We start from the raw sequence: 15,721 nt of genomic DNA, 5'->3' as shown, positions 1-15,721 counted from the left end.
CTGCCGTTCCGCTTAAAGTTCTGGCAAGATTGCGTCTCGGCTGATCACTAGGGGGGGAGATGCGGATGCGCTGGATGAAACGGCTTGCACTGGGCGCGCTGGCGCTGGTTTTGCTCGCGTGCCTGGCAGTGTGGTTCTTCCTGCGCGGCAGCCTTCCCCAGCTGGATGGCAAAGTGAGTGCGCCCGGACTGGCGGGCAAGGTAACAGTCACGCGCGACGCGATGGGCGTGCCCACTATTGCGGGCGAAAACCGGCTCGACGTGGCCTATGCCACGGGCTTCATCCACGCCCAGGACCGCTTCTTCCAGATGGACCTGCTGCGCCGCGTGGCGGCGGGTGAACTGGCCGAACTGTTCGGACCCAAGGCGCTGCCGCTGGACCGCGCGCGCCGCCTTCACCGGTTCCGCGCCCGTGCCGCCCAGGCGCTGGCGCAGATGAATGCCGCCGACCGCGCGCTGCTGGAACGGTATGTGGCCGGGGTAAACGACGGCGTGCGAGCGCTGGGCGCGCGGCCTTTTGAATATGCACTGGTGGGCATGGCGCCACGCCCCTGGGCACCGGACGATTCCCTGCTGGTGGTCTGGGCCATGTATATCGACCTGCAGGGCAATATGGAAGGCCGCGAGCTGGCGCGCGGCTGGCTGCGCGAGCACAGCACGCCGGAGCAGCTGGCCTTCCTGCTGCCCGACTCCTCGCGCTGGGATGCCCCGCTCGATGCGGAAGCCATTGCGCAGGCCGGTGCGCCGTTGCCCGCTTCCGCGCCGGACTGGTTCGGCCAGCCGGCCGTGCGCGATGCCTCGATCATGGCGGCCAGTGAATTCGCCAGTGCGGTCGGCAGTAACAACGCCGCGCTGGCGGGCAGCCGGACCGGCTCCGGCGCCGCCATCGTGTCGAACGATATGCATCTCGGCATCAAGCTGCCCAACACCTGGTACCGCGCGGTGCTGCAATGGCCGGATGCCGCAGGCGGAATGCGCCGCATCGCCGGCGTGATGCTGCCGGGCGCACCGGTGGTCGTCGTCGGCAGCAACGGCCATGTGGCCTGGGGTTCCACCAACAGCTACGGCGACTACCTGGACCTGGTGCCGATCGCCACCGATCCTGCCAGGCCGGGCGAGGTGGGGCTGTTCGGCAAATGGGAAAAGCCGGCCGTCCATAGCGAAACCATCCTGGTGAAGGGCGCGGCGGCGGAAACGCTGCAGGTGAGCGAAACCTCGCTGGGACCGGTGCGCGATACGCCGGCGGGGCGCTTCGCCGTGCACTGGATCGCCCACGAGCCCGCGCTGCTCAACCTGAACCTGCGCGCCACCGAAACGGCCAATACCCTGGATGAGCTGCTGGCGGTGGTGCAGCGTGCGGGCATCCCGGCGCAGAATTTCGTGGCGGGCGACAGCAGCGGCAATATCGGCTGGACCATTGCGGGCCCGCTGCCGCAGCGCGCGCGGCCCGGCGCCGCATCCACTTTCCCCTTGCAGGACGCGGCTGAGGGCTGGCAGGGCACGATGCCGCCCGCGCACGCGCCGCTGCTGCGCAACCCGCCCGGCGGCCAGCTCAATACGGCCAACAGCCGCCAGCTCGCCGGCAGCGGCGCGGCGCTGCTGGGCGACGGCGGCTACGATGTGGGTGCGCGCACGCGCCAGGCGCGCGACGCGCTGGCGGCGCTCGGCCCCAAAACGGATGAGAAAGGCGTGTTCGGCGTGATGCTGGACGACCGCGCCATCTTCCTCGCAGGCTGGCGCGAACGTGCCCTGAAAGCGCTGGATGCGCAGGCGCTGCAAGGCAAGCCGCAGCGCGCCGAAGCCGCGAAGCTGCTGCGCGAGCAGTGGAACGGCCATGCCGGCGTGGATTCCGCGGCTTACCGCTTTACGCGCGGCTTCATGTGGTCCGTCCATGAACTGCTGTTTGCTTCAGCCAATGCGGAAATGGGCAAGCAGGCAGCCGGCGCCACGGTGGCCGCGGCGAATCCGCGCTGGCAGCCGGTGATTGAACGCCTGCTGGACGAACAGCCTGCCGGCTGGCTGCCTTCGCAATACGCCAGCTGGCAGGAACTGCAGCTGGCTGCCATCGACCAGACCATCAGCGACCTGGCGCCGGGCGGCAAGGCGCTGGCCGCCGCCACCTGGGGCGAGCGCAACACGGCTGCCATCGCGCATCCGATTGCGGCGGCCGTACCGGCCCTGCGCCAATGGCTGAGCGCTCCGCCGGACCAGCTGGCGGGCGATTCGCATATGCCGCGCGTGGCGGGCCGCGCTTTCGGCCAGTCCGAGCGCCTGGCCGTGGCGCCGGGGCATGAGGAGCAGGGCCTGTTCAATATGCCGGGCGGCCAGAGCGGCCATCCGCTTTCCCCTTATTTCCTGGCCGGCCATGCCGAATGGGTGCGCGGCACGCCTTTGCCGCTGCTGCCGGGACCAGCGCAGCACACGCTGGTTTTTTCCAACTGAACAGGCCCGCTTTGGGTGCATAATGTGAACTCAGCGCACGCACCCTGAACTGAACTGATGAGGCAAGCATGATCAATGATTTCGCCGCCGCGTCACAGGCCACCATGGCTTTCCTGCGGCACCGTCTGGGCTTCAAACTCTGGATGGTGACACGCACCGAAGGCGAGAACTGGATCGTGCTGTTTGCCGACGATGCAGGCTATGGCGTGCATGCCGGCCAGGTATTCCGCTGGTCCGATTCCATGTGCTCGCGCATGGTGCTGGGGCAGGGGCCGAATATTGCGCCCGATGTGAATGCCGTTGCCGCGTATGCCGGCGCGCCGATCAGGGAAAAAGTGGGCATCGGCGCCTATGTCGGCATTCCGCTGCGCCGCACCGACGGCTCCCTGTTCGGCACCCTGTGCGGCATCGACCCCAAGCCGCAATCCGGCGATATCCGCGAAAACCTGGAGATGGTGACGCTGCTGGCCGAACTGCTCAGCAGCCTGCTGAATACGGAACTGAATGCGGCCGACGCCGTGCGCCGTGCCGAACGCGCCGAGCTGGACGCCACCCGCGACAGCCTTACCGGCCTGTATAACCGCCGCGGCTGGGACATGCTGCTGCAACGCGAGGAAGAGCGCTGCCGGCGCTACGGCCATTCGGCTTGCATGGTGTCGATCGACCTGGACGACCTGAAATTCATCAACGATACGCAAGGCCACGCCGCCGGCGACGCGCTGCTGCTGCGGGCCGGCAAGGCGCTGCAGGCTGTTACCCGCGCCTCCGACGTGGTGGCGCGCCTCGGCGGCGACGAATTCGCAATGCTGATGGTGGAATGCGATTATTTCGACGCCCAGGCCCTGCTGCTGCGCGTTCAGGAAACCCTGGTTGCCCATGATGTGCGGGCCTCGCTCGGCATGGCGATGCGCAAGGCGGGCTACGATCTCGAAGAGGCCTTTGCCATGGCCGACGCCGAGATGTACCGCGCCAAGCGCAGCCGCAAGGTGCTCAACTAGGCGGCATTCTGCAACGGTGCAGGCGCCGCCTGTGCCGCGCTTTCCTTGCCGAGGCCGAAGAAGGGACGCAGCAGCGGTACCCGGCGCACCGCCTCGAAGATGCCGAAGCTCAGAGTCAGCGTCAGCACCACCAGGATTAAACCTTCGACTGCCGGCGCCAGGCCTGCCGGCTTGATGTTGTGCGCAATGACCACGATCAGCGTCTGGTGCGCGATGTAGACGGGGAACACGGCCTGCGTCAGGTAGCGGCGCTTGGCGCTGTCGAAATTCAGGTGGCGGCGGCCGAAGCCGCAGACGGCGAGGATGGCGCACCACTGGCAGCTGACATACACCGTGCGGAAGAGGGGGAACCATGCATCCGGAATGCCAGGCGTGGAGTTGACGATCACGATGGTGGCCCAGCAGCTGAGCGCAATGCCCAGCGTGGCGAAGCGGCGCGCTTCCGCCTCTTCCCAGAAGCGCTGGCGGGACGCCATCAGCACGCCGCACAGGAAGATGCTGAAGTAGCTGAGGTGGTTGAACCAGTCGTGTACCAGGCCGCCGTTATTGGACGACACGTCCTTCAGTGTGATGCGGACGGCGGCCAGGAACAGCACCGGCAGCACGATCATCTTCCAGCCGCGCAGCCGGCGGTCCAGCCATTCCGAGGCGCGCGCCAGGCGCTGGGCGCCGAACACGGCCGCGATGAACCCCAGCACCATGGTATAGACCCACAGGTAGGCCACGAACCACAGGTGGTTCCAGGTCGGCAGGTCCAGGCATTTGCCGTCCTTGCAGAAGCCATGGTAGGCCTTGAAGTAGAGGCCCATGAAATCGCCATAGCTGCCCGCATAGTTCAGCTTTTCCACCACTTCGTAGTAGGGCTGGGGCGGCACGATGAAGGCCATGCCGAACAGCAGCGGCAGCAGCAGGCGCTTGCTGCGCTCGCGCAGGAAGGCGCCGCCGGCCAGTTTCTTCATCAGGAAGGCCGAGGCCACGCCGCCCACCAGGAACAGCAGGCTGAGACGCCACGGCGAGGACAGCATCATCAGCGGCTCGATGGCGTCGCTGGCAAAGGGACTCTTCACATGCCAGTCCCAGGTCACGTAGTACATGCCGGTGTGGTAGAGGATCAGCAGGAAGAAGGCGCAGATGCGGATCCAGTCGAGAAAATACAGGCGTTGGCTGCTTTGGTTCATGGAATTCCCCTTTTTATGATGCTGCCAAGCCTAAGGCCGCGGGCGGGCGGCGGCCAGCGAAATGGGGCGAGCCGGGGTGCCGCCGTGGTCAGCCGGACAGGGCTGCCATCAGCGCGGCGCGGAACTGGCGGCTGAGGCGCGCGCCGGCGCCCCCGCACAGCTGTACCGTGCCGTCGCCCTTGGCATCCGCCTCCACCCGCTCCACCGCGCCGCGCCGTACGGCGGCGCGCCGGTGCACGCGGATGAAGTCCGGGCCCAGGGTGTCGAGCAGGGCGCTCAGGGTCTGGCGCAGCATGGGGCTGCCCTGCATCGTGTGCAGCACCACATAGTTGTCGGCCGTTTCCAGCCACAGGATATCTTCGCTGCGCACGATGCGCGTGGCGCCGCGCTCGTTCACCAGCAGCTGGCGCGCGGGCAGGCCGGTGGGCGGCGCAGGCGTGCGGCTGGCGAGGCGGGCCTGGAGGCGCTCCACGGCGCGGCGCAGGCGCTCCTCGTCGTAAGGCTTGAGCAGGTAGTCGACGGCGTTGGCATCGAAGGCGCGGATCGCGTATTCGTCGTAGGCAGTGGCAAATACCAGCAGTGGCGCGGGCGAAGGCAGGGAGGCGGCGACATCAAGGCCGCTGACTTCGGGCATCTGGATGTCGAGGAAGACTGCGTCCGGATTCAGGGCCGCGATCCGTTCCAGCGCCTCCACGCCGTCCGCCGCTTCATCGATGGCGGTAATGGCCGGGATCTGCGCCAGCAGTCGGCGCAGCTTGTCGCGCGCCGGTTTTTCGTCGTCCACGATCAGCAGGTGCATGGCAGCTCCAGCTTTGCGCGCACGCCCGCCGGTGAGCGCTGTTCCAGCGTGAACGCGGCGGCATCGCTATGGAGCACGGCCAGCCGTTCGCGCAGGTTGCGCAGACCGATGCCGCCCGGTGCCGTGTTCTCCAGCCGGCCTGCGTCGTCTTCGATGATGACGTTGAGCCGACCGCCCTCGCAATGCGCGCTGACGGTGATGTTCACCGCGCCGCGGCGGCGCTCCACCGTGTGCTTGAATACATTCTCCAGCAGCGGCTGGAGGCTCAGCACCGGCACCAGGCAATCGCCCGGCGCCTCGTCCACCTGCCAGTTGATGTCCACCCGGCCGGCAAAGCGTTCACCCATCAGCTCCGCATAGGCGCGCAGCAGGCGCAGTTCGGTGGACAGCGGCACCTGCTGCTGGCGGCCCGCATCCAGTGTCCCGCGCAGCAGCTCGGCCAGGCGCATCAGCGTGGCATCGGCGCGCGCCACATCGGTATGCATCAGCGAGGAAATTGTATTGAGCGCGTTGAACAGGAAGTGCGGCTGCATCTGCTGCGTGAGTTGCTGTAACTGGGTGCTGCGCAGCAGGCCGGATGCCTGCTCGGCGCGCAGCTTCTCTTCCTGCATGGCCTGGTAGGACAGGATGCCGAAGTTGATGACGGCGAAGATGCTGACAAAGATCGTCATCTTCACGTCTTCATAGATGTAGACCTGCAGCCAGGGCGCGTGCGGATACGTGTCCCCGGCCAGCGCATACACGGCATGCCGGATGCCGAAGGCGAAAGGCACGAAGAGTATCCAGTACATGGGCAGCCAGCGCAGCTGGATGAGGAACCATTTTGCGGGCTGCGCCACCAGCGCATCGTAGCGGCGCGTGTAGTGGCGCTGTATCAGCATGAAAACGCTGGCCACCGCCGCCGATGAACTTTCCCACAGCACCGGGTGCCACAGCGGGCCATCATCGTTGCGCAGGAAGTCCTGGATGGCGGTCGTCACCATCAGTGCCCAGAACAGGAGCCAGGCGGTAAGGACGACGCGGCTGACGCGGGTGCGCAGCATCAGCGGTGCCTTGCTTCGACCAGGTCGATCTCGCGCACCAGCTTGCGCGAAGTGGCGTCGGAGATCTCGTCATGGCGCGCCATCTGGAAGATGGTGGTGCGTTCGGCCTGCAGCGCGGCCATGCGCAGCGCGCGCTCCGCCATGTCGAGCTTGCGGAACTGGACCACTTCGTCATCGTCGCCGCCGCCCGCCATGTCCAGCCGGTGCTGGTACAGCGCAATCACGCGCGCCGCTGCCTGCGGGTAGACTTCCGGATCGGCGGAGGAAGGCATCAGCTCCAGCTGCGCCTTTTCAATGGCGGCAATGGCGGCCGTTGCCGCTTCGCGCCGCGCCAGGTCTTCTTCCTGCTGCTCGATCGGCTCCTCGGGGAAGTGCATGCCGCACAGCAGGCGGGGCAGGCCGAGGCTGGCTGCCACCAGTGAAATCAGGATCACGGTGCTGGCCAGGAAAATGGTCAGGTCGCGTGCGGGGAAGGGCTCGCCGTTCGGCAGCGCAAGCGGCAGGGTCATCACGCCCGCCAGCGTGATGGCGCCGCGCACGCCGGCCAGCGAGGATGCCAGCAGCAGGCGCCAGTGCGGCCGTTTCACTTCTTCGCCGCGCTGGCCCTTCTTATAGATGGTGATGCGCAGCGTGGTCCAGACCCAGATGAAACGCAGCAGCATGAGCCCCAGGCTGATCGACGCCGCATACAGCACCAGCCACCATGGATTCACGTGGCCGCTCTGTTCCAGCGAATGGCGCGCGCCGCGCAGGATATCGGGCAGCTGTTCGCCCAGCAGCACGAACATCACGCCGTTCAGCGCGAACTGCACGGTGTCCCATACGGCCGAACGCTGGATGCGGGTCGCCGCCAGCGCGTGGCCGCTCAGTTCCACATAGCTCATGGTCACGCCCGCCGCTACGGCGGCGAGAATGCCGGAAGCATGCAGGTGTTCCGCCACGAGGTAGGCGCCGAAAGGAATCAGCAGGTTGACGAGGATGGGCGAGCCGGCCGGTTCGCCGAAGCGCCGCCACAGCCAGCGCTGGATCCATGTGACCAGCAGCGTAATCGCGATGCCGGCCGCGATGCCGCCGGCGGCCAGCCACAGGAAGGTGAGGGCGGCCGAAGTGAGGGAGAAGGCGCCGGTGACGGCGGCCGCCACGGCAAAGCGGAAGCACACCAGGCCACTGGCGTCGTTCAGCAGCGATTCGCCTTCCAGGATGTGCATCAGGCGCTTGGGGATAGGCACGCGCGAAGCAATGGAGGATACGGCTACCGGATCGGTGGGCGACACGATGGCCGCCAGTGCGAAGGCCACCGGCAGCGGCATGGCGGGAATCAGCCAGTGGATCAGGAAGCCCGCACCCAGCACGGTGAAGATGACGAGGCCCAGCGCCAGTTCGAGAATCACCACGCGGTCGCGCAGCAGGCCGCTCTTGGGAATGCGCCAGCCATCGAGAAAGAGCAGGGGCGGCAAAAACAGCAGGAAGAAGAACTGGGGATCGAGGTCCACACCATGGCCCGTGTAGGCGGCGATGAGCGCGCCCAGGCCGATCTGCACCAGCGGCAGCGGCAGCGAAACGGGCAGCATGCGCACCAGGTAGGCGCTGGTGACGACCGCCAGCAGCATGGCCAAGACGATTTCAATCGAATCCATGGTTCCCTTTGCAAAAAGATGGCCCCATTATAGAAGTCCCCGGCAGGGCTGGCACAAATGAAATTCTTCTGGCATAATCGTGCCTCTTCTGCGGGAGTAGCTCAGTTGGTAGAGCGCAACCTTGCCAAGGTTGAGGTCGAGAGTTCGAGACTCTTCTCCCGCTCCAGGATTTCAAAAAGGGACTTCGGTCCCTTTTTTCATTTGGGCGCCGCCGCCAGCACGGCCTTCAGGCGCCGCACTGCCGCTACCGCATCTCCGGGCGCCGCAAAATTGGCGAAGCCCATCAACAGCCCTCCCTGCGATGACTTGCGCATGCGCCAGTCGCTCAATGCCAGCACGGCCAGCCCGCGTGCCGCCGCTGCCGCCGCCACCGCCTTGTCGCTGCGCCGCCCCGTCAGCATGGCCAGCACATGGATGCCGCCGGCCTGTGGCCGCACCTGTACTTCCTTGCCGAGATGCTGGCCGAGCGCATCCAGCAGGTAGCCGTGCCGCGCCGCGTACAGGCTGCGCATCCTGCGCAGGTGGCGCGCGAAGTGGCCCTGTTCCATGAAGTCTGCCACCATGGCCTGCGGCAGGATGGAGCCGGGGCCGGGAAGGTGTGCGGCGGCCTCCCTGAACTTGCCCGCCACCGCCGCGGGCACCACCAGGTAGGCCAGCCGCAGGCCGGGCAGCAGCACCTTGCTGAAGGTGCCGGTGTAGAGCACGCGGCCGTCGCGGTCCAGGCTTTTCAGGGCCGGCAGCGGCCTGCCCTGGTAGCGGAATTCGCTGTCGTAATCGTCCTCGATGATCCAGGCGCGGCGGCTCGCGGCCCATTCCAGCAGTTCCAGCCGCCGCGGCAGGGACATGGCCACGCCCGTCGGGCTTTGATGGGTAGGCGTGACCACGGCGAAACGCGCCTGCGCGGCCCGCCGCAGGCCTTCGGCCACGTTCAGTCCTTCCTCGTCGACCGGAACCGGCTCCAGGCGCAGGCCTGCCCGTTGCAGGAAGTGCCGCGCGAAGAGATATCCCGGGTCTTCATGCCAGCCGGTGTCGCCGCTGTGCAGCAGGGTATGGCGCACCAGGTCCAGCGCGCCGCGGTAGCCCGCCGTCACGAACACCTGTTCATGGGAGCAGATGATGCCGCGGGAGATGCCAAGGTAGGCCGCGATGGCATGCCGCAACGGCGCGTATCCCGCCGGATCCGGCGCAACCATGGCGGCCATCTCCAGCGTGCGCAGGCTGCGCGCCGCCAGCCGCGCCCAGGTCTTGCGCGGGAAAGCATCCAGCGCGGGCACGCCGAGCTGGAAGGGCAGTGAGCCGCCCGGCGGCAGCGGCGCGGCGGGTTCCGCCGGCGCCGGCACTTCGGCATGGCCGTTTCCGGGCAGCTTCGCCAGCCGCCCGGAAACGGCCGTTCCCGCCGGCCCGCGCGTGACGAAATAGCCTTCGCTGACCAGCATCTGGTAGGCCGTTTCCACCGTGCCGCGCGCCAGACCCAGTTCGCTGGCCAGGCTGCGCACCGATGGCACCCGGTCGCCGGGACGCAGCTTGCCGGAGGCGATGGCCTCGCGGTAGCGCCGGTACAGCTGCAGGTAGATCGGCGCTTCCTGCCCCCGGCTCGGTTTCAGCAGCTGCAGATCCATGGTTCATGTCCTATTAAAGTAGTCAATTCTTGCACCTGTGCGCTAGGCCATTATCCCCTTACAGTGGAGCCTTGCACAACAGGGAAGCGCCATGAGCCACCAGCTAAGCCATATCGAAAGCGATGAACACTACCTGGCCTGTTTCGGCGTGATGCGCGAGCTGCGCCCGCATCTGCCTGATGCCGCGACATTCATGGCCCAGGCCCGGCGCCTGGGGGCGCAGGGCTACCGCCTGCTGGCCGCGTGGCAGGACAATGAGGTGAAAGGCCTGGCCGGCTACCGCCTGCAGGAAAACCTGATCTACGGCCGTTTTCTCTATGTCGACGACCTGGTGACGGCGCAGGGCGCACGCGGCCACGGCGTGGGCGCAAGGCTGATTGCGGCGCTGCGCGAAATGGCGCAGCGCGAGGACTGCGCGCAGTTGGTGCTCGATACCGGCCTTGGCAACGCCCTGGCACAACGTTTTTATTACCGACAGGGCTTGCTGGCCCGGGGCATGCATTTCGCCCAGCCGCTTTAGCCCTTTTTCTACCGGAGTTTGCATGACCCTTCGTTTATCCTACTGGACCCTTTCGCCGGAAGCCTATGCCGGCTTTGCGGCCACCAAGAAAGCGCTTGAAAAGAGCAGCCTTGGCAAACAGCTCATCGAACTGGCTTGGCTGCGCATGTCGCAGATCAACGGCTGCGCCTTCTGCCTGGAGATGCACGCGAAAGCGCTGCGCAGCGGCGGCATGCCGGATGCAAAGCTGGACAGCCTGGCCGGCTGGCGCGTGAGCGGGCATTTCAGCGAGCGCGAACGCGCCGCGCTGGCCTGGACCGAATCCCTGACGCACATCGACCGCAGCCACGCGCCGGACGCCGATTTCGAGCCGCTCAAGGCCCATTTCAGCGACACCGAAATCTCGGACCTGAGCTTCGCCATCGCCCTGATGAGCGCCTTCAACCGCCTCGCGATTGGAATGCGCCAATGAATATCCTGCATATCGATTGCAGCCCAAGGCTGGAGTCCCATAGCCGCGGACTGTCCGCCGCGATTGTGGCGAAGCTGCTCGCGGCCCGCGCCGGGGCAAGCGTGACGCGGCGCGACTTGGGCCTGCAGCCCATTCCGCATGCCGACGCGGGCTACGCACAGGCGCTGGCTTCGCGCGCCGCACAGGACGAGGATGCGGTCCGGCTGTCCGAAGAATTGATCCAGGAAGTGGAGGCTGCGGACGTGCTGGTGATCGGCACGCCGATGAATAATTTCACAGTGCCTTCCGTGCTGAAAGCCTGGATCGACCAGATCCTGCGCATCGGCCGCACCTTTGTTTCGACGCCGGAAGGCAAGGTGGGTTCGCTGCGCGACCGGCCGGTCTATATCGCGGTGGCGTCGGGCGGCATCTACACGGGCGAACGCGCCAACCAGCCGGACTTCCTCACGCCGCTGGTGACGGCCGCATTTGCCTGCGTGGGCCTGAAAACCCTGCATTTCCTGCCGCTGCAGGCCACTGCTTTCCGCGACCAGGCGCAGCTGGCCGAGCAGCGGGACATTTTGCTGGCGAACCTCAACCTGGCCTGACGCCATCCCATTTGCATTTTCCCCACGGATTTCACGTATCTTATTAGCCACTTCCACGGTTCCCTGAAACAAAATGGCTATACTGGCGAGATACCAAAACCAACAGGGATTTTTGAGATGAAAACGGTGCAACAGGAAATCGATGAACGCAGCAACCTGACCAACTCGAACAAGTTCGAGCTGCTGCTGTTCCGTCTTGGCGGCGATGCCAATGGCGAGCATTCCGAGCTCTATGGCATCAATGTGTTCAAGATCCGCGAGATCGTGGCCATGCCGGAAGTGACGGCGGTTGCCGGCTCGCAGCCGCATATGCTGGGTGTGGTGAACCTGCGCGGCCAGATCATTCCCGTGATGGACCTGCCGTCCATTGTCGGCGTGATTCCGAAGACCGGCCTGAATATCATGCTGGTGACGGAGTTCGCACGCACCACGCAGGCCTTTGCCGTGGAATCGGTGGATGAAATCGTGCGCCTGGACTGGGGCCAGGTGCTGAGCGCCGAGGGCAGCAATGCCGGCGGCATGGTAACGAGTATCGCGCGCCTCGACAGCGACACCAGCAGCACCCGCCTGGCGCAGGTGCTGGACGTGGAAACCATCCTGCGCAAGATGGTGCCGGGCGACGGCAAGGATGTGGACCCCGACACCATCGGCCCGCAGCTGGTGCTCAAGCCGGGCACCATGATCCTGGCGGCCGACGACTCGGTGGTGGCGCGCAACCTGATCGAACAGGGCCTGGTGGCCATGGGCGCGCACTACGTGATGACCAAGACCGGCAAGGAAGCTTGGGAGAGGCTGCAGGCCATTGCCGATGGCTGCAAAGCCGAAGGCATTGCCATCGAAGACCGCGTGGCCCTGGTGCTGACCGACCTCGAAATGCCGGAGATGGACGGCTTCACGCTGACCCGCCTGATCAAGCAGGACCAGCGCTTCAGCAAGATTCCGGTGGTGATCCACTCTTCGCTGACCGGCAAGACCAACGAAGACCACGTGCGCGGCGTGGGCGCCGATGCCTACGTGGCCAAGTTCGTGGCGGAAGACCTGGCCTCCACCATCCGCAAAGTCCTCAACCGCTGATCAGGCTTTCAGGCGCTCCGCATGGAATGCAATGTGGTCCGCCATGAAGCTGCTGATGAAGTAGTAGCCGTGGTCGTAGCCCAGGTGGCGGCGCAGCGTCAGCGGCTGGCCCGCCCTGGCGCAGGCTTCCTCGAAGGCTTCCGGATATAGCTGCTCCGCCAGGAACTTGTCGGCCAGGCCCTGGTCGATCAGGATGCCGGCAGGGAAGGGCGCCTTGTCCTGTTTTGCCATCAGCGCGCTCGCATCATGTTCCGCCCAGCGCGCGCGGTCCTCGCCCAGATAACCCTTGAAGGCTTTCTGGCCCCAGGGGCAGCGCATGGGCGCGGCAATCGGCGCGAAGGCCGAGACGGAACGGAACCAGTCCGGATGGCGCAAGGCCATCGTCAGCGCGCCGTGGCCGCCCATCGAGTGGCCGAAGATGCCCACACGCTTTTCATCCACCGGCAGTTCGCGCAGCAGCAGTTCGCGCAGCTCGCCCAGGTAGCTCTCCATGCGGTAGTGCTTTGCCCACGGCTGTTCCGTCGCGTCCAGGTAGAAGCCTGCGCCCACGCCGAAGTCCCACGCATCGCTGTCGCCCGGCAGGTTAGCGCCGCGCGGGCTGGTGTCCGGCGCAATCAGCATCAGCCCATGCTCAGCCGCGTAGCGCTGGGCGCCAGCCTTGATCATGAAGGTCTCTTCCGTGCAGGTCAGTCCCGCAAGATAGAATAGGGCCGGGAGTTTCGCTGTCTCCGCATGCTGCGGGATGAATACGGCGAAACGCATAGCCAGGCCGATGGCCTGCGACTCATGTTGATAGAAGCGCTGCGTGCCGCCGAAACACGCATGTTCGCTGACCAGTTCCAGCATGGCTTGATCCTCGTGTTGGTGTTGGTCGCCGCCGCCTTCGCGGGAGCGACGATTGGGGCCTGCATTGTAACGTCTGCCCCGGAGCAGTGCGACGCAGATCATGATATTGCTGTAAGGTTACACCCGCTTCAAAAAAACTGGAGGTACTACATGCCAGATATCCTGGTAATTTCGGCGGAGGTGGCCTGGCCGCTCGCCATCCTGCTGGCCTGGCTCGCCGGCGAATTCATCCACCGCTGGTCCGGCATCCCACGCATCAGTGTCTACGGCCTGGTAGGTTTTCTTCTGGCCCAGGGTTTCCCCGACCTGTTCACAACGGACAGCGGCAGCCCCGTGACCCTGCTGGCCAATGTGGCCTTCGGCCTGATCCTGTTCGAATTCGGCTACCGCGTTAACCTCAACTGGCTGCGCATCAATCCCTGGATTGCGGTGACAGGGCTGGTGGAATCGATCGCCACCTTTGCCGCCGTCTATTTCATTGCCAATATGACGGGCATGCCGCCGCTGACATCGCTGCTGCTGGCTTCCCTGGCCATGTCCACCTCGCCGGCCGGCGTGCTGCGCGTGATCGACGAGCAGCGCAGCTCCGGCCAGGTAACGGAGCGCGTGCTGCACATCGTGGCCATCAACTGCGTGCTGGCGGTATTCGTCTACAAGGTTGTTGTCGGCTTCTGGGTGTTCGAGACCTCGGGCAGCCTCACGCAGGCCGTGTCGCACAGCTTCATCGAAATCATTGCCTCCGCACTGCTGGGCGTTGCGCTGGGCGCACTGATGCCCGCCATCCTGCGCCGCCTTGGCACGCTGGCGCGCGACGGGTCCGCGGCGTTTGCGCTGACGGTGGTGCTGCTGGTAGCCATCACGCACGCGGCCGACCTGTCGCCGGTGCTGGCCACGCTGACCTTTGGCCTCACCGCGCGCCACAGCCGGGTGGCCTTCACGCGCACGCAGCGCAATTTCGGCGCCATCGGCGAGCTGCTGACGGTGCTGCTGTTCGTGTTCGCCGTCTCCACGCTGGACTGGGACCGCGTGGTCAGCGGCGCCTGGCTCGGCATGATCCTGCTGCTGGCCCGCTTCGTCGTGAAGCTGCTGGCCACCGGCGCCTTTGCGCATGTGAGCGGGGTGCCGTGGAAGAAGGGCTTTGCCACCGGGATTGCGCTGTCGCCGATGTCGGTGTTCGTGATCCTGCTGCTGGAGCAGACCAGGTACATGGGCATTGTGCTGGTCGATGAACTGGCGGCGCTGGCGGCCATGACGCTGTTCATGGAAGTGATCGGACCGATCATCACGCAGCGCGCACTGATCTGGGCCCGCGAAACGCACAAGGAGGAACACTGATGGCACTGGAAGAATTCAAGGCGTCCACGCCATTGACCATGGGCGTGGAGCTGGAGCTGCAGCTTGTCAGCTTCTCCAACTACGATCTCACGGCCTCCAGCCCGGATCTGCTGCACCTGCTGGGCCGCAAGCCTTTCCCCGGCAACGTGACGCCGGAAATCACCGAGAGCATGATCGAGATTAACACCGACGTGCACACGAAGCACTCGGAACTGCTGGCCCAGCTGCAGCTGATCCGCGACACGCTGGTGCAGGCCGGCGAGAAGCTGAATGTGGGCCTTGCGGGCGGCGGCACCCATCCTTTCCAGAGGTGGGCTGACCAGCGCATTTTCTCGAAGCCGCGTTTCAAGGAAGTGTCGGCGCTGTACGGCTACCTGGCCAAGCAGTTCACCATCTTCGGCCAGCACGTGCACATCGGCTGCGCCAGCGGCGACGACGCGCTGTTCCTGCTGCATGCGCTGAGCCGCTATGTGCCGCACTTCATCGCGCTGTCGGCGTCATCGCCTTTCGTGCAGGGCGGCGACACGCTGTTCAATTCCGCGCGCCTGAATTCGGTGTTCGCCTTCCCGATGAGCGGGCGGGCGCCCTTCGTGCAGAGCTGGGACGAGTTCGAGCACAGCTACTTTGCGAAGATGGAGCACACCGGCGTTATCAAGAGCATGAAGGACTTCTACTGGGATATCCGTCCCAAGCCGGAATACGGCACCATCGAGCTGCGCGTGTGCGACACGCCGCTGACGGTGGAACGGGCGGCGGCGCTGGCCTGCTACCTGCAGGCGCTGTGCGCCTACCTGCTGGAGCGGCGCGAAGCCGCGCCGGAAGAAGACGACTACCTCGTGTATAACTACAACCGCTTCCAGGCCTGCCGCTTCGGACTGGACGGCACGGTGGTGCATCCCAAGACCTACGAGAGCCTGTCGCTGCGCGAGGACATCCTCACCACGCTGCGCCGCATGGACCCGTATGCGGAAGCGCTGGGCGGCTCGGCCGCGCTGAACCACCTGATGCAGGTGACGCACGTGGGCAGCGACGCGCAATACCTGCGCGACCAGTTCGCCGCCAGCGGCAGCGTGGAAGGCGTAGTGGACGCCGCCATCCGCCGCTTCCGCGGCGACTAGATATCGTCGCCCCCCGCGCAGGCGGGGGCCCAGGAGCGCCGGGGCGCAACCCTGGATCCCCACCTGCGTGGGGAT

At 65.9% G+C, this 15,721-nt stretch carries 14 protein-coding genes and 1 tRNA gene; 9 read left to right on the top strand and 6 right to left on the bottom strand.

Going from position 1 to position 15,721, the window contains the following annotated elements; genetic code table 11:
* The first annotated feature begins 65 nt into the window (after positions 1-65).
* Positions 66-2,441 (top strand): penicillin acylase family protein, encoded by a 2,376-nt coding sequence (locus ACJRPG_RS20120; RefSeq protein ID WP_408001897.1) that lies wholly within the window; start codon positions 66-68, stop codon positions 2,439-2,441.
* A gap of 68 nt (positions 2,442-2,509) precedes the next feature.
* Positions 2,510-3,439, top strand: a complete 930-nt coding sequence (locus tag ACJRPG_RS20115; protein WP_408001896.1) for a sensor domain-containing diguanylate cyclase — start codon at positions 2,510-2,512, stop codon at positions 3,437-3,439.
* On the opposite strand, the gene ACJRPG_RS20110 is transcribed toward ACJRPG_RS20115, so the two are convergent.
* The 4 genes from ACJRPG_RS20110 to ACJRPG_RS20095 form a co-directional block, all read right to left on the bottom strand.
* Positions 3,436-4,617: an acyltransferase family protein gene (locus ACJRPG_RS20110; RefSeq protein WP_408001895.1), complete on the bottom strand. Its 1,182-nt coding sequence runs from the start codon at positions 4,615-4,617 to the stop codon at positions 3,436-3,438. The genes ACJRPG_RS20115 and ACJRPG_RS20110 overlap by 4 nt on opposite strands.
* An 88-nt stretch (positions 4,618-4,705) precedes the next feature.
* Positions 4,706-5,416 carry a LytR/AlgR family response regulator transcription factor gene (locus tag ACJRPG_RS20105; protein ID WP_408001894.1) on the bottom strand — a complete coding sequence of 237 codons (711 nt, stop codon included), beginning with the start codon at positions 5,414-5,416 and terminating at the stop codon, positions 4,706-4,708.
* Entirely contained in the window at positions 5,404-6,459 is a 1,056-nt protein-coding gene (locus ACJRPG_RS20100; protein ID WP_408001893.1) for a sensor histidine kinase, read from the bottom strand. The genes ACJRPG_RS20105 and ACJRPG_RS20100 overlap by 13 nt, the downstream gene beginning before the upstream one ends.
* On the bottom strand, positions 6,459-8,096 hold the full coding sequence (locus ACJRPG_RS20095; RefSeq protein WP_408001892.1) for a Na+/H+ antiporter: 1,638 nt from the start codon (positions 8,094-8,096) through the stop codon (positions 6,459-6,461). The genes ACJRPG_RS20100 and ACJRPG_RS20095 overlap by 1 nt, the downstream gene beginning before the upstream one ends.
* Before the next feature lie 90 nt (positions 8,097-8,186).
* On the opposite strand from ACJRPG_RS20095, the gene ACJRPG_RS20090 reads away from it, so the two are divergent.
* Positions 8,187-8,262 (top strand) — tRNA-Gly (locus tag ACJRPG_RS20090).
* Between the two features lie 31 nt (positions 8,263-8,293).
* Here the strand turns inward: ACJRPG_RS20090 and pdxR are convergent.
* Entirely contained in the window at positions 8,294-9,715 is a 1,422-nt protein-coding gene (gene pdxR, locus ACJRPG_RS20085; protein ID WP_408001891.1) for a MocR-like pyridoxine biosynthesis transcription factor PdxR, read from the bottom strand.
* A 91-nt stretch (positions 9,716-9,806) separates the two neighbouring features.
* Between pdxR and ACJRPG_RS20080 the strand changes: the two genes are divergently transcribed.
* From ACJRPG_RS20080 to ACJRPG_RS20065, 4 genes are all read left to right on the top strand, one after another.
* Complete coding sequence (locus ACJRPG_RS20080) at positions 9,807-10,235, top strand: GNAT family N-acetyltransferase (RefSeq protein ID WP_408001890.1); 429 nt, start codon at positions 9,807-9,809, stop codon at positions 10,233-10,235.
* Positions 10,236-10,257: 22 nt separating this feature from the next.
* Complete coding sequence (locus ACJRPG_RS20075; protein WP_408001889.1) at positions 10,258-10,686, top strand: carboxymuconolactone decarboxylase family protein; 429 nt, start codon at positions 10,258-10,260, stop codon at positions 10,684-10,686.
* The gene (locus tag ACJRPG_RS20070) at positions 10,683-11,273 is read left to right on the top strand and encodes an FMN-dependent NADH-azoreductase (RefSeq protein WP_408001888.1); all 591 of its coding nucleotides are present in this window, start codon (positions 10,683-10,685) and stop codon (positions 11,271-11,273) included. The genes ACJRPG_RS20075 and ACJRPG_RS20070 overlap by 4 nt, the downstream gene beginning before the upstream one ends.
* 117 nt (positions 11,274-11,390) lie before the next feature.
* Positions 11,391-12,347 carry a chemotaxis protein gene (locus ACJRPG_RS20065; RefSeq protein WP_408001887.1) on the top strand — a complete coding sequence of 319 codons (957 nt, stop codon included), beginning with the start codon at positions 11,391-11,393 and terminating at the stop codon, positions 12,345-12,347.
* Here the strand turns inward: ACJRPG_RS20065 and fghA are convergent, their stop codons facing one another.
* Positions 12,348-13,193, bottom strand: coding sequence for an S-formylglutathione hydrolase (fghA, locus tag ACJRPG_RS20060; RefSeq protein ID WP_408001886.1), 846 nt, complete (start codon positions 13,191-13,193; stop codon positions 12,348-12,350).
* Between the two features lie 150 nt (positions 13,194-13,343).
* On the opposite strand from fghA, the gene ACJRPG_RS20055 reads away from it, so the two are divergent.
* Both ACJRPG_RS20055 and ACJRPG_RS20050 read left to right on the top strand, forming a co-directional pair.
* Entirely contained in the window at positions 13,344-14,528 is a 1,185-nt protein-coding gene (locus ACJRPG_RS20055) for a cation:proton antiporter (RefSeq protein WP_408001885.1), read from the top strand.
* The gene (locus ACJRPG_RS20050) at positions 14,528-15,646 is read left to right on the top strand and encodes a YbdK family carboxylate-amine ligase (RefSeq protein WP_408001884.1); all 1,119 of its coding nucleotides are present in this window, start codon (positions 14,528-14,530) and stop codon (positions 15,644-15,646) included. The genes ACJRPG_RS20055 and ACJRPG_RS20050 overlap by 1 nt, the downstream gene beginning before the upstream one ends.
* The last annotated feature ends 75 nt before the right edge of the window (positions 15,647-15,721 follow it).

Origin of the sequence: Pseudoduganella rhizocola (genome assembly GCF_045984285.3) — a bacterium.
In the GTDB taxonomy this organism is placed as follows: domain Bacteria; phylum Pseudomonadota; class Gammaproteobacteria; order Burkholderiales; family Burkholderiaceae_D; genus Rugamonas.
The sequence above is the reverse complement of the archived record's forward strand: the minus strand, read 5'-3'. Positions and strand labels throughout refer to the sequence as shown.

What these genes read in the sequence shown, in the direction of transcription:
- ACJRPG_RS20120 (WP_408001897.1), top strand. Translation starts at nt 66, where the DNA reads ATGCGCTGGATGAAACGGCTTGCACTGGGCGCGCTGGCGCTGGTTTTG.
- ACJRPG_RS20115 (WP_408001896.1), top strand. Translation starts at nt 2,510, where the DNA reads ATGATCAATGATTTCGCCGCCGCGTCACAGGCCACCATGGCTTTCCTG.
- ACJRPG_RS20110 (WP_408001895.1), bottom strand. Translation starts at nt 4,617, where the DNA reads ATGAACCAAAGCAGCCAACGCCTGTATTTTCTCGACTGGATCCGCATC.
- ACJRPG_RS20105 (WP_408001894.1), bottom strand. Translation starts at nt 5,416, where the DNA reads ATGCACCTGCTGATCGTGGACGACGAAAAACCGGCGCGCGACAAGCTG.
- ACJRPG_RS20100 (WP_408001893.1), bottom strand. Translation starts at nt 6,459, where the DNA reads ATGCTGCGCACCCGCGTCAGCCGCGTCGTCCTTACCGCCTGGCTCCTG.
- ACJRPG_RS20095 (WP_408001892.1), bottom strand. Translation starts at nt 8,096, where the DNA reads ATGGATTCGATTGAAATCGTCTTGGCCATGCTGCTGGCGGTCGTCACC.
- pdxR (WP_408001891.1), bottom strand. Translation starts at nt 9,715, where the DNA reads ATGGATCTGCAGCTGCTGAAACCGAGCCGGGGGCAGGAAGCGCCGATC.
- ACJRPG_RS20080 (WP_408001890.1), top strand. Translation starts at nt 9,807, where the DNA reads ATGAGCCACCAGCTAAGCCATATCGAAAGCGATGAACACTACCTGGCC.
- ACJRPG_RS20075 (WP_408001889.1), top strand. Translation starts at nt 10,258, where the DNA reads ATGACCCTTCGTTTATCCTACTGGACCCTTTCGCCGGAAGCCTATGCC.
- ACJRPG_RS20070 (WP_408001888.1), top strand. Translation starts at nt 10,683, where the DNA reads ATGAATATCCTGCATATCGATTGCAGCCCAAGGCTGGAGTCCCATAGC.
- ACJRPG_RS20065 (WP_408001887.1), top strand. Translation starts at nt 11,391, where the DNA reads ATGAAAACGGTGCAACAGGAAATCGATGAACGCAGCAACCTGACCAAC.
- fghA (WP_408001886.1), bottom strand. Translation starts at nt 13,193, where the DNA reads ATGCTGGAACTGGTCAGCGAACATGCGTGTTTCGGCGGCACGCAGCGC.
- ACJRPG_RS20055 (WP_408001885.1), top strand. Translation starts at nt 13,344, where the DNA reads ATGCCAGATATCCTGGTAATTTCGGCGGAGGTGGCCTGGCCGCTCGCC.
- ACJRPG_RS20050 (WP_408001884.1), top strand. Translation starts at nt 14,528, where the DNA reads ATGGCACTGGAAGAATTCAAGGCGTCCACGCCATTGACCATGGGCGTG.